Raw genomic sequence first — 13,049 nt, 5'->3', positions numbered from 1 at the left:
TGAGTGCCACTTAGCTTTGCTAGAAAAATTGTAAGATGCGCCAAATTCTACTCAGCAGTCTCCTTATAAGCTCTTTCTTCACCCATGCTCAGTGGGATTCTTGTGGAATCACCAATGCTCTCAACAACCCTGATATTGAAGCCATTGATGCTTTTACGCATTTTCAAGGTCGACTCTATGCGCATACCTATTTAAGTGGTTTGCAATATTCAGATGATTATGGTGCGACCTGGGATACCTTGGCGCAATCTGCCTTTAATGGGATACCCGTGCAATTTTACAGTCATAATCAAAAGCTGTTTGTCTCCACCATGGTTTCGGCTGCCGCTGGAGGCATTCAGTATTACAGTATTGATCAAGGGCAAAATTGGATCATCGATACCCTAGGCATGCCCTACAGTGCCATTAGTCAGACTTATCGCGCCCGAGTAATTAAGGCCCAGCAATTGGGTGACTATATCTTTTATCAGCTGAACACTCCTACCTCCTTTTATTGGCGACATAAAGATTCCACCGAATACCATGAGGATGCCTTTGCCAATGGCAATTTCATGAATGGTTTCGATGTATATAATGATACGCTTTGGGCTTCTATCGGCGGTAGCTTTTACTATTTGAGTCAGCCAAGGGGTTCTTTTGTGCAAACCAGTAATAGCAATCTCCCCAACCTCACCTTAGCCAGTATTCTTTTATGCACCCCCCAGAAGATCTATATGGCAACTACGGATGCCAATCAGGATTGGACTTTGTACTCCAGTGATGACCGCGGCAATAGCTGGAATAGCATTGCTCTGCAGAGTATTTTAGGAAATGGTGCCTTTGGTCAAAAACGCGGAGTCAGTTGCATTTATGCCGAGGGGAATGAAATCTGGCTAGGCCTAAAATCAAAGGGATCTAATGAAAAAGCGGGAATTCTATATTCGGCTGATGCCGGTGCAAATTGGAATCTTCAAGAAGCCCATTTACCCACAGATCCTTTTGGAACCAATGCCGTAAAAAGCATTCGCAAGGCTGGTGGCTATCTCTTTGCCGAAATGAGTTTCAAGGATGTATACCGTAAGGGGCAAAACATAGGACTCCAAAACAATGGTTTGCACGCCATTAAACTCTTCCCAAATCCCAGCGAAAATTATTTCAAAATACAGAGTGTTGCGAAGCCTGTTCGCATAGTGATTTACGATTTGCGAGGAAATCAAATGAAGGAGTACTTTAGAATGGAGCGCTATTCCGTACACGATTTACGCTCCGGACTCTACAAAGTTCAGATCTATTTTAAGGATGGTACAAGTAGCCAGTGTAGCTTGTTAATCCCTTAATCCCGCCATTCAAATACAAAGCTTTGTTCAAGCTGCGGATCCAGGCTTTTAGCTACCGGACAATTGCGACCTATCCCCTCCAAAATTCGTTGCATCTTTTCGGAACAATTGGCTTTAAGTTGGATCCGTACTTGAACTGCCGCCACCCTACGAGGCTCACTGGCCATAACTTTATCTACCGTAGCCTGACAATCTTCCAGATCAAAGCCTTCCTGACGGGCTCGAATTCCCATCACCGTAAGGGCACAAGATGCCAATGAGGTGGCTAATAGGTCGGTAGGTGAAAATGCCTGTCCCAATCCATTGTTATCCAGAGGCGCATCAGTCTGCATAATTTGCCCGGAGGCTAAGTGCTCTAAGTCATTGCGCAGAGCGCCCTGATAGCGTACCTTGCTTATTGTTCCCATTCGAAGATTTTGCCGCAAGGTACAATATCGATTAATAGTTAATTCTTATTAATTCATAAAACACATAGTAATACATTATATTACTTTTGTCAAAACGAAAAGAAAATGCGCCTACCTATAATCAAACATGCCGTAGATTTTATTGAAGCCAATGACGAAGATTGGGTTCATGAAAGTATCGAACTCTTAGAGCACATGGCCGATGCCAAAGGATTGAAAGACGAAGAACTGGAAACCATTGGTGAGCTCATGTCTAATTTCTATGGAGCATTGGAAGTACACAAAGCCATTAAGGCCGGAACTCCTCGCAAAGAAGCGCTCAACCAATTTATGGAGCGCGTGGTGGGTTCTATAAATTAAAGGCATCAGCTCATCATCAAAAGCTTGAAACCTTCCTTGCATCTTCGGGTTAATTGTAGGAATTTCCCCTTATGCAAGGATTGCGTTTTAGTAAGTACAAAGGCAAAAGTCAAAGTACTTTTGATCGCCTGCTGGAAGTGTTTAAAGAACTCCTCTTGCACAGCAGTGGCGATGTGGACGAGGCTATAGATTGGCTGCGTGCTCTGGATCAGGAGTACGAGCTGAGTACCAAAGATTATACAATCGACGACTTTATCGAAGACCTTAAAAAGAAAGGTTTCCTTCGAGAAGAGATTGATGATGGTGGTGGTTCGGGTTTAGCCATGACTGCCAAAACGGAGCGTGCCATCCGGCATCGAGCCCTGGAGCAAGTCTTTGGTAAACTCAAAAAAAGCCAAACAGGAAATCATCAAACCAAACATGCGGGTCCCGGTGATGAAAACAGCAGTGACCACCGCCCCTATCAATTTGGCGACAGCCTGGAGCAAATTGATATGCCTCAGAGTCTGAAAAATGCCTATGCTAATAATGGCATTGATGATCTGAGGATGAGTCAGGATGACCTGGTGGTGAATGAGCAATTTTACAAGGCTCAACTAAGCACCGTTTTGATGATCGACATCAGTCATTCCATGATTCTTTACGGTGAAGATCGCATTACTCCTGCCAAACGCGTGGCACTAGCTCTCGCCGAATTTATTAAAACTCGCTACCCCAAGGATACGCTGGACATTATTGTATTTGGCAATGATGCCTGGCAAATTGAATTGGAAGAAGTGCCCTATTTAAAGGTAGGGCCCTATCATACCAATACGGTAGCTGGCCTAGATTTAGCCATGGACCTATTGCGGAAAAAGAAAAACAGCAACAAGCAAATTTTCATGATTACGGATGGAAAGCCCAGCTGTTTGCATGAACCCGATGGAAGCTATTATAAGAACAGCTTTGGCCTGGATGATTATATCGTTGGCAAATGTTACAATCGTGCAGCGGCTTGCCGCCGAGCCGGCATTCCCATCACCACCTTTATGATTGCCCAGGACCCTTATCTGCAACAATTTGTAGAACACTTTACCCAAGCCAATAAGGGTAAGGCCTTTTATACCGGGCTCAATGGCCTGGGTGACTTTATATTTCAGGATTACGAAAACAATCGCAAGCGTAGAATAAACTAAGATGGACTACTCCAAGATTAAAACCTTAGGTGATTTAAAGAAAAGCGGCTATCAAAGTCGCAACATAAAAACTGAGATTCGCCAAAACCTAATCAGCAAATTACAAGCTGGAGAAAAGGTGTTCGAAGGCATACATGGCTATGAAAACACGGTTATTCCGGATGTGGAAAGAGCTTTACTTGCCGGTCATAATATTAATTTCCTGGGTTTACGCGGACAGGCAAAAACCCGCTTAGCACGCCAAATGACGGCCCTCTTGGATGAGTACATCCCTGTGCTGGAAGGCAGTGATCTAAATGATGATCCTATGGCTCCCCTCTCCCGTTGGGCTAAAAGTCGCATTGCCGAAATGGGTGATGACAGTCCAATAAAATGGCTGCATCGTGAAGATCGTTATTTTGAGAAATTGGCCACTCCCGATGTGAGTATTGCAGACCTTATTGGTGATGTAGATCCAATTAAAGCCGCCAATCTCAAGGTTTCATATTCGGATGAATTAAGCATCCACTTTGGAATGATCCCGCGTGCTCACCGCTGCATTTTTGTGATCAATGAACTACCCGACCTTCAGGCGCGCATTCAGGTAGCGCTTTTTAATATTTTGCAGGAAGGCGATATTCAGATTCGTGGCTTTAAGCTTCGTTTACCTCTGGATGTGCAATTTGTATTCACCGCCAATCCTGAAGATTATACCAACCGTGGTTCTATTGTAACCCCCTTGAAAGACCGTATTGGTAGTCAGATTTTAACGCATTATCCCAAGGACCGTAAAACCGCGAGGGAGATTACCCGTCAGGAAGCCAAATTGCAATTGGAGCAAAGTGAACGTGTGGCTATTCCTGATCCAGCTTTGGAACTCCTAGAGCAAATCGCCTTTGAAGCACGTGAAAACGAATATATCGACGCGAAGAGCGGGGTTTCTACCCGTTTAACCATCTCGGCCTTGGAGAACCTGGTAAGTACTGCCGAACGTCGCGCACTTATTGATGGCAGTAAGCAAACCCAAGTGCGCTTATTGGACTTTATGGGCATTATCCCTGCCATTACGGGTAAAGTAGAATTGGTGTATGAAGGAGAACAAGAAGGAGCGGGAATTGTAGCCGAAAACTTGATTGGAGCGGCAGTTAAGAGCATTCTACCCGAATACTTCCCTGCTCTGGAAGATCTTAAATCCAGTGATCAGAATAATCCTTATAAAGCGCTGATCGACTGGTTTGCTCAAGGTAAAACTTTGGATATGCTATTTGAATGGAGCGATGCCGAATACCAAAAAGCTCTGGAAGGCATCGGCCCACTCAATAATTTGATGGATGCCTACCAAAGCAATGTGGCAAAAGAGGATCGCTACTTTTTAATGGAGCTGGTTCTGTGGGCCCTCTCCGAATATTCACGATTAAATAAGGAGCGCTTAGAGGATGGCTTCAATTTCGCGGACCTCTTCAGTTCCTATTTGAGGAGCGGTGAACTTTAAAAGCTAAGGTCCACAATGGGTATGGCTACCGGCCAAAATGCTATCTACCTCTGTTTGACTTAAAAATTGAGCTTGATAGCTGAGGCCCTGCTGTTCCATATTGGATACGAAGGCTCGCATGTGATTACCTGATCCACAAATCAAGGTTTGATAGAGATCGATCAGATCTGCATCCTGACTATCCTCAATAAAGTTTTGCAGATCATAGATATCCAGATCCTCGATAGTAGCCCCAATATGTAAGCCATCAGCTAAGCCCAATTGACCTTTAATCCTAAAATTATTGTATAAAGCCTGTAGACTGGTATCTGCAAATTGACCAGGATTTAGAATTTGATAGGATGCAGAACGGCTATCTAATAGATTGGCCACAAAGTCCATGTGTTTCTGTTCACTGGAAGCAATATTCTTAAATATCTGCAGATAACCATACAAGCTATCGAGGTACATATAGGTATCGCGGGCCAGCTTTTCTTCTTCCAACATAAAGAGCAAGGAAGATTCAGATTCGGTAATTGTCGGATCTGTAGTATTGGTGTTTTGCTTCGTCAAGGTATCTTCCTTGGTACAGGCGCCCAGCAGCAAAAAAACGATCATCAGAGCGCCAATCTTTAAACGTAACATCACTTAGAATTTTCATCTAAGTTAGTCTCTAAGAAGCGCTTTATCTGTGAACTTACTCACTTAAACCTTCGGCCTTTTCAGGCATCAAAGGCTTGGTGTCCAGTCTTTGGCTTTTGAAATTCCGTAGGCGACTAATGTAAACATGAGTGTTCTCCCATCCGCCCTCAGGCATTTGTTCCCACTCGTAGCCAGTGCTACTTTTCTTCTCCGCCTTCAAATGATAAGGAAACTGAAATCCAAAGCGCCATAACTTTGGTAAGAAGTATAATCCTGCATCATAGCCCTGGAAAGCAAATGGACTTGGCTCGGCATTATTCTTCGCTCTGAAATCTTTCACAAAGCTACGAGTGACGCTATCTGAATAATTGATATCTCTAAACTCATAGGTGTGATAATGCAAGGCATTCAAATAACTGAGCTCCATAGTAGGATAGTTTAGCAATCTGGGGCTGCCAACCACCGTAATACTGGTATCACGAATAACATAGAGCTTGGAAATGATATCACTAAGGAATACCGGATCCTCACCTAATAAAACCACCACCTTGGTTCCCTCATTTTCGGTCATACGATCCTTAAGATCCCAGCGGCTTTGCAATTCTTCACAACTCACCATGGAGGTAATAAAATTCTTGCTCCTTGGATTCAAGTGTGCCTTAATGAGCTGTACCTGTTGCTTTTCGGCCTCCGAGCCGCAATGGGCAAAAATGATATGGGCTTCAGCATAGTGCTCATTAATCATATTGGCAATGCGCATATACTTGCTATTGGAAGGCGGTATTACCTGATAGAGATTAGGACGATTTTTAACCTCAACTCCGGCACTTAAAGGACTAATTACCGGAATATCCTTCTCGCGCAAGGCATCGGCCATAGCTTCTACCAAACGACCATAGGCGGGTCCAACCACTAAATCAGCTTGCATAGAATCAATACTGCGGGCCAGTTTAGGAATATCCTTCATATTGGCGTGGCTGTCGAAAACCCGCAAACGAATATTCATTCCCATTGCACGCAATGAATCTGCGGCCATCAAAAATCCCAGGTAATATTGGGTAGCCATTTCGCTGTCGCGATGTGGCTTAAATGCACTCACAGAAAGCGTATCTGCATAGAGATCGCTGCGGAAGGGTAATACTATTGCAATGCGATACTGCTTATTGATATCGATTAAATTGGTATCGCGATTCTCTTCTTTGCTAATCTCTCTGCTACGCAGCACGGGCTTAACTTTCTCACCGTTCACTACCGCGGTATTCTTCTCCGTTTCGCGCTTGTCGTTGAGGATTTTCTCTAACCAGGTCAATTCACGAGATCCATTCTTCTTGGGAACTACGATGTATTTACCTACAACCAAACCTCGCTGCAGCTCTTTATTAAGTGCCAAAAGCTCTTCCTGACTTACATCGTAGCGTTGCTTGAGGCTAAAGAAAGTGTCACCACTTTTCACTTTGTAGAGGAAATAATTGCTGTTTGCCAGGTCTCCTTCTACATAAGTGGTATCCACATTATCTTCAATGCGCTCTAGCTCCTCTCTTTGTTGCTTCTCATTTTTACTACCCTCCACCACTTCGGGTAAGTTCGGGTTAACCAATACCGGTCGGTATTGCTTGCGATTCTTAGGCAATTTGAGCCATTGATTGAGCAATAAGCCAGAACTGGCCTCAGGGTTTAAGAGATATAAACTGTCGAGACTAATCTTATAGCGCTTCGATAAGGACCAGGCTGTTTCCTGGCGCTGCACTCGGTGGTAAAACCAATCTCCTTCCACCTTAAAGGTGCCAGTATCCAAGGCCGCCATTTCATTTTGAAAATCCTGATGCTTTTCCGGATCACGAGGGATGCGAACAATTTGATCGATTCGCAATCCACCTTGCTCTTCCATGGTAGGATTGAGCTTCCGCATTTCTTCGATGCTGATGCCGTACTGCTGGGAAAGCGAAAATTGTGTCTCCCCTTTCTGCACCTTATGGTAGGTATAAAGCAAGCTATCTTGGACAGCCTTTTCACGTTCTGCCTTGATCGCTGCAATCCGCTCATCGCTGGGAATTACTAACTTCATTCCCACCTTCAAATCCTGATCCTTTAAATCAGGGTTGAAAAAGATTAAATCATCAATGGTGAAGTTATACTGACGTGCAATGCCATAGAGGGTTTCTTTGGCTTGAACCTCATGAATACGCGCTTTGCCCTGCCCAAAAAGGTTGAGGCTTATTAAGCAGAAAAAAAGAAAATACCTGAAATGCTTCGTGATTATTCCCATTCGATAGTTGCGGGGGGTTTGGAACTAATGTCGTACACCACCCGGTTAACGCCTTTTACCCGGTTAATTATTTTATTTGAAACCTCCGCCAGGAAGTTATAAGGCAAATGTACCCAATCTGCAGTCATGCCATCAGTGCTCTCCACGGCACGTAAGGCCACCACTTGTTCATAAGTACGCTCATCGCCCATTACGCCTACCGACTGTACCGGTAATAAAATAGCACCGGCCTGCCATACAGAGTCGTACAAATTATGTTCGCGCAATCCATTGATAAACAAGGCATCTACTTCTTGAAGGATGCGAACTTTTTCAGCTGTAATATCCCCTAAAATGCGAATGGCCAAACCGGGACCCGGGAATGGATGACGACCCAATAAATCAGGATGAATACCTAAGGCTGATCCTACTCGGCGTACCTCATCTTTAAATAAGGTATTCATGGGCTCCACCACTTTCAATTTCATGAAATCGGGTAAGCCTCCCACATTGTGATGTGACTTAATTGTGGCAGATGGACCTTTAACGGATACGGATTCAATCACATCTGGATAAATAGTACCCTGAGCTAACCATTTCACTTCTTTAATGGCTGAAGCTTCATCATCAAATACCTCGATAAACACGCGACCAATGATCTTGCGCTTTTGCTCAGGATCGCTTACTCCGGCTAGAGCCGATAAGAAACGATCGGAGGCATCTACACCCTTCACATTAAGGCCCATGCCTTTATATTGCTCTAGTACTCCTTCGAATTCGTTCTTACGCAGGAGTCCGTTATTTACGAAAATGCAATGCAAATTATCGCCAATCGCTTCCGACAATAATACCGCGGTAACGGTACTATCTACCCCACCACTTAGGCCTAAAACCACGCGGTCATTTCCGAGCTTGGCCCGCATTTGCTCGATGGTATCCTCCACAAAAGAGATAGGAGTCCAATCCTGACTACACTGGCAAATGTCTACCAGGAAGTTGCGGATGAGTTGTAAACCATCGGTACTGTGATAAACTTCCGGGTGAAACTGAATACCATAGGTATCCTCACCTTGAATATGATAAGCCGCAACCCGCACATCGCGAGTACTGGCAATGATTTCGAAATTCTCCGGAGTTTTTAAAATGGTATCGCCATGACTCATCCAAACTTGAGAATTAGCAGGCATACCTTGCATTAAGGGAGACTGACTCTGAATTTCTTCGAGGTGAGCCCGACCGTATTCACGGGTATCAGAGGCTTCCACTCTACCGCCATCCAGCTTAGCTAAATACTGCGCTCCATAACATACTCCTAAAACCGGCATTTTGTTACGGAAGGCACTAAGGTCGATTTCAGGAGAATCCACATCATTTACCGAAAAAGGACTACCACTTACAATTAAGCCTTTTACTGAGTCTTCTAGCTCAGGAATAGCATTGTAAGGGTGAATCTCACAGTAAACATTTAACTCCCTAACCCTACGGGCGATCAATTGCGTGTATTGCGAACCGCAATCGAGAATCAGAATCTTTTCTTGCATGCGGCAAAGGTATTTCTTTTTGTTCCTTTCTACTATAGGCTTAATGCAAGGGTTTTCCCACAATATTTTAACATCAGGCAATCTATTTAGGTAACTACACAGGCAGAATTTCTAAATTGCCCATCCATCAAAAAAATCAACATGCGAATTCTAAAAATTGTACTCTTCGTCCTGGCGGGCTTAGTTGGCTTGTATTTGCTGATTTCACTATTCCTGCCTTCTAATTTCGATGTGCATAGAACCATTAATATCAATGGCTCGAAACGCGCGGTTTTTGAACAAGTAAATGACTTCCGTAATTGGGAAGCCTGGTCACCCTGGTTAGCAGGTGACAGCACCATGGTATTTAAATATACCGATGATACCGAAGGCGAAGGGGCTAGTTACAGCTGGACTTCCGAGAACTCTGGTAATGGTAATCAGCAGATTCTTTCCGTTTCCGGGATGGATTCCATCCAAACCCAAATAAATTTTGAGGGAATGGATCCTGCTCATGGCTATTGGATCTTTAATGAAGTAGCCAATAATCGAACGGAAGTAACCTGGGGATTCCATGGGGAACTCTCCTTCTTTAGCCGAATCTTTGGTTTACTCATGGATGGCCAGGTTGGAAACTCCTTCGAAACCGGCTTATCCAATATTAAATACATCGTAGAAAGTCAGAAAAGCGAAATCGTGGAAAGACCAGTGAATGAAGTGGAAAAGGATTCCATTGTTTACTTCAGTGTAACCGAATCAATGGACATGGCGAAAATGGCCGATGAAGGTTCGGCTCTTTTTGCTCGTAACTATGGTCGCATTTTAGCCTACTTCGGTGCTTCAGCCGATAGTATTATCAGTGGCCCTCCCTTTGCCATTTATCATGAATGGGATGAGGAAACTCGTCGTGCTACCATCGAATTCTGCATTCCTGCTCAAACCGAACTCGAATCTAGTGATGAAGTGGATAAACGCATTTTGGGTAGTAGCAAAGGTTTGGAAATCAACTACTATGGTCCTTATGAATTAACCGGACAGGCTCACGTTCAGATCCATGAGCATGCCGCTATGAACGATATTGAATTGGCTCCATTAGCCTTAGAGTTTTATGTAACCGATCCGCAAACGGAACCCGATACCAGCAAATGGTTAACTAAAGTTTATTATCCGATACTTTAGAAAAAAATTGCCTTTGTTCATGAACCCTGGCCGCTGGTCGGGGTTTTTTGATGCTAAATCATCAACAAAAAATCGACAAAATTGAAAGTACGCTTCCTCTGCTTTGCTTTAGCTTTAAGTTCTGGCTTATCTGCCCAAAAGGGCCAAATTAAAGGACGGGTATACGATGAGATTAATAATGAGCCCCTCCCCTTCGCAAATGTGGTTATAGAAGGCACTACTACCGGTACCAGTACCGATGTAGATGGTAATTATGTGCTGGAGCTAGAACCAGGACTTTATAATGTTACCGCCTCCTTTGTAGGCTATACCAACAAAACCGAGTATGAGGTTCAGGTGAGTCGCTCTCGTCCTATTGTGATCAATTTCGCCCTTTCGGAAAGCAATCAAACTCTGGGGGAAGTAAGTGTAACCGCTCAAGATCGCATCACCCGTAAGGATGAGAGTCCGGTTTCCGTTAGTACTCTGGGAATAAATGAAATTCAGCGTAATCCTGGTGGTAATCAGGATATCTCTTTGGTAATTCAATCCTTGCCGGGAGTAGCGTCCACCCCTAATTTCCGGAATGACATCATTATTCGTGGTGGGGCGCCCAATGAAAACAGCTTCTTTTTGGATGGAATTGAAATCCCCAGCATCAATCACTTCTCTACCCAAGGCAGTTCCGGTGGACCGGTAGGTTTGCTTAATGTGAACTTTATTCGAGAGGTAGACCTGTACACCTCGGCCTTTCCGGTAGAAAAAGCCAATGCCCTGAGTTCGGTGCTGGACATTAAACTTAAAGATGGTCGTAGCGATAAAATTGGCGGTATCTTTCAGGTGGGTGCCTCCGAAGTGGGTTTAACTCTGGAAGGCCCCTTAAGTGAAAAAACCACCTTCTTAGCCTCCGCCCGTCGCTCCTATTTGCAGTTTTTATTTTCGGTATTGGAACTTCCTTTCCTTCCCACTTACAATGACTTTCAGGTAAAGATCAAACACAAGTTTGATGAGAAAAACCAGCTCACCTTTATTGGCTTGGGTGCCATCGATCAATTCAAATTGAATTTGGATGCCAATGAAACGGAAACCCAGCAATTTCAATTGGCCTTTTTACCGGTGAATGAGCAATGGAATTATTCGGTAGGTGCCAAGTTTACCCACTTTGGTGAGAAGTCTTATACCAACTTTATTTTGAGTCGCTTTATGCTCAATAATGTTGCCTATAAATACGAGGATAATGATGAAGTGAATGGTCAGCAATTATTGGATTATCAAAGTCAGGAAATTGAGAATAAACTACGGATCGAAAATTTCCGTCGCAGCAATGGCTGGCGCCTGACCAATGGATTAGGTTTCGAAGAAATTAAATACCAAACCAGCGAGGTAGACTTACGCGTTCCACCTGAGGCCGAAGCTCGTAATTATGAAACCGATTTACGCTTGTACCAATATTATATATTCAGCAATGCCAACCGCAGTTTCTGGGATGAAAAAATCAGCTTGAACTTGGGTTTAAGATTAGAGGGAAATAGCTTTAATGCTAAAACTGCCAATCCCCTTTCGCAGATTTCACCCAAGGTGGCCTTTACCTATAATATCAATTCGGAGCTGAGCTTTAATGCCAATTACTCCATCTACTACCAATTACCGCCTTATACCTCATTAGGATTCCGCGATACCAATTATAGCCTGGTAAATAAAGATTTGACCTATATCAGTACACAGCATATGGTAGCGGGCTTTGCTTATTACCTACCCTTTAATGCTAAGATCAGTCTGGAAGGCTTTTATAAGATTTACGCCAACTATCCTTTCTTAACAGAACGTGGTATTACTCTGGCAAACCTGGGTAGTGACTTTGGGGTGATTGGCAATGAACCGGCGGTTTCCAGTTCTCAGGGGCGTGCCTATGGTTTGGAATTCCTCTATCAGCAAAAGCTTTACGATGGTTGGTTTGGAACCCTGGCTTATACCTTGGTTAAATCAGAGTTTGAAGATGCCGCAGGAAATTTAGTGCCCTCCTCCTGGGATAATCAAAATATCATCACCCTAACCGGGGGTAAGAAATTTGGCAAGAACTGGGAAATAGGCATGCAGTATCAATTCTTGGGTGGTGCGCCTTATACCCCAACCGATATTGCCACTAGCTCCCTAGTTCAGGTATATGATCTCAATCGCCGCGGTCTGCCCGATTGGAGTCGATTTAATGAATTGCGTTTTGATAATTTCAATCGGGTGAACATCCGCGTTGACAAAAAATGGTTCTTCGAATCCTGGTCCTTGAACGTTTACTTCGATGTTCAGAATTTACTAGGACAGGCCGTTGATGGTGAACCTCTTTTGGCATTAAACCGAGATGCTCAGGGAAATCCTATCATTTTGAACCCCGGTGCTCCAGCTAATCAACAGCGCTACGACACCAAATTATTGGAAAACGGCAATGGCACTCGCATTCCTTCGATTGGTATTATTGTGCAATTTTAAATTCAGCAAACCTTACAAAGTGCACTATTTAACTAAAGCTTAAGCCTTTACCAACAAGGATTGACAAGTAGCCCGCTGGACTTTCATCTAATTTAGTTGCTAACTAAAACTAAAAAGATGAAAAAGCTCATTCCAGTAGCGGCCTTGCTCCTTATTGCGGCAGCCTGCTCTAAAAATGACGATCGGGAGGAACTTTATCAAGAACCTCAACCCATTGTTACCGACACTAGTAATGACATCCCACCAGAAGACGAAATAATTATCGGACAGGATTAAAATTTAAGCCGCCATT

At 43.8% G+C, this 13,049-nt stretch carries 11 protein-coding genes; 7 read left to right on the top strand and 4 right to left on the bottom strand.

The genetic code is table 11. The features are described 5' to 3' along the window. Positions 1 to 35 precede the first annotated feature (35 nt). A complete protein-coding gene (locus tag H4K34_RS15230) occupies positions 36 to 1,316 on the top strand; it encodes a T9SS type A sorting domain-containing protein (protein ID WP_210758247.1) in 1,281 nt (426 codons plus the stop codon). On the opposite strand, the gene H4K34_RS15225 is transcribed toward H4K34_RS15230, so the two are convergent. Next, the gene (locus tag H4K34_RS15225) at positions 1,313 to 1,723 is read right to left on the bottom strand and encodes an OsmC family protein (RefSeq protein ID WP_210758246.1); all 411 of its coding nucleotides are present in this window, start codon (positions 1,721 to 1,723) and stop codon (positions 1,313 to 1,315) included. The genes H4K34_RS15230 and H4K34_RS15225 overlap by 4 nt on opposite strands. A gap of 105 nt (positions 1,724 to 1,828) precedes the next feature. Here H4K34_RS15225 and H4K34_RS15220 point away from each other — a divergent pair, with 105 nt between their 5' ends. The 3 genes from H4K34_RS15220 to H4K34_RS15210 all read left to right on the top strand — a co-directional run bounded on the left by H4K34_RS15220 (position 1,829) and on the right by H4K34_RS15210 (position 4,729). Beyond that, complete coding sequence (locus H4K34_RS15220; protein WP_210758245.1) at positions 1,829 to 2,083, top strand: DUF6952 family protein; 255 nt, start codon at positions 1,829 to 1,831, stop codon at positions 2,081 to 2,083. A gap of 71 nt (positions 2,084 to 2,154) precedes the next feature. Further along, positions 2,155 to 3,258 (top strand): vWA domain-containing protein, encoded by a 1,104-nt coding sequence (locus H4K34_RS15215; RefSeq protein WP_210758244.1) that lies wholly within the window; start codon positions 2,155 to 2,157, stop codon positions 3,256 to 3,258. 1 nt (position 3,259) lies between these two features. Beyond that, positions 3,260 to 4,729, top strand: a complete 1,470-nt coding sequence (locus tag H4K34_RS15210) for a MoxR family ATPase (protein WP_210758243.1) — start codon at positions 3,260 to 3,262, stop codon at positions 4,727 to 4,729. Positions 4,730 to 4,732: 3 nt separating this feature from the next. Here H4K34_RS15210 and H4K34_RS15205 read toward each other — a convergent pair whose 3' ends face one another. Genes H4K34_RS15205 through guaA form a run of 3 tightly spaced genes read right to left on the bottom strand, consistent with a single transcriptional unit; the run spans position 4,733 to position 9,136 of the window. After that, positions 4,733 to 5,353 (bottom strand): DUF2202 domain-containing protein, encoded by a 621-nt coding sequence (locus H4K34_RS15205; protein ID WP_210758242.1) that lies wholly within the window; start codon positions 5,351 to 5,353, stop codon positions 4,733 to 4,735. Between the two features lie 52 nt (positions 5,354 to 5,405). After that, positions 5,406 to 7,616, bottom strand: a complete 2,211-nt coding sequence (locus H4K34_RS15200) for a LysM peptidoglycan-binding domain-containing protein (RefSeq protein ID WP_210758241.1) — start codon at positions 7,614 to 7,616, stop codon at positions 5,406 to 5,408. Beyond that, positions 7,607 to 9,136, bottom strand: coding sequence for a glutamine-hydrolyzing GMP synthase (gene guaA / locus H4K34_RS15195; protein ID WP_210758240.1), 1,530 nt, complete (start codon positions 9,134 to 9,136; stop codon positions 7,607 to 7,609). Before guaA ends, H4K34_RS15200 begins: the two co-directional genes overlap by 10 nt. 141 nt (positions 9,137 to 9,277) lie before the next feature. Here guaA and H4K34_RS15190 point away from each other — a divergent pair, with 141 nt between their 5' ends. The 3 genes from H4K34_RS15190 to H4K34_RS15180 all read left to right on the top strand — a co-directional run bounded on the left by H4K34_RS15190 (position 9,278) and on the right by H4K34_RS15180 (position 13,033). Beyond that, on the top strand, positions 9,278 to 10,294 hold the full coding sequence (locus tag H4K34_RS15190) for an SRPBCC family protein (RefSeq protein WP_210758239.1): 1,017 nt from the start codon (positions 9,278 to 9,280) through the stop codon (positions 10,292 to 10,294). Positions 10,295 to 10,375: 81 nt separating this feature from the next. Then, entirely contained in the window at positions 10,376 to 12,757 is a 2,382-nt protein-coding gene (locus H4K34_RS15185) for a TonB-dependent receptor (RefSeq protein WP_210758238.1), read from the top strand. 117 nt (positions 12,758 to 12,874) lie between these two features. Then, positions 12,875 to 13,033, top strand: a complete 159-nt coding sequence (locus H4K34_RS15180) for a hypothetical protein (protein WP_210758237.1) — start codon at positions 12,875 to 12,877, stop codon at positions 13,031 to 13,033. Positions 13,034 to 13,049 lie beyond the last annotated feature (16 nt).

It is taken from the genome of Croceimicrobium hydrocarbonivorans (assembly GCF_014524565.1).
GTDB classification, from domain to species: domain Bacteria; phylum Bacteroidota; class Bacteroidia; order Flavobacteriales; family Schleiferiaceae; genus Croceimicrobium; species Croceimicrobium hydrocarbonivorans.
The sequence above is the reverse complement of the archived record's forward strand: the minus strand, read 5'-3'. Positions and strand labels throughout refer to the sequence as shown.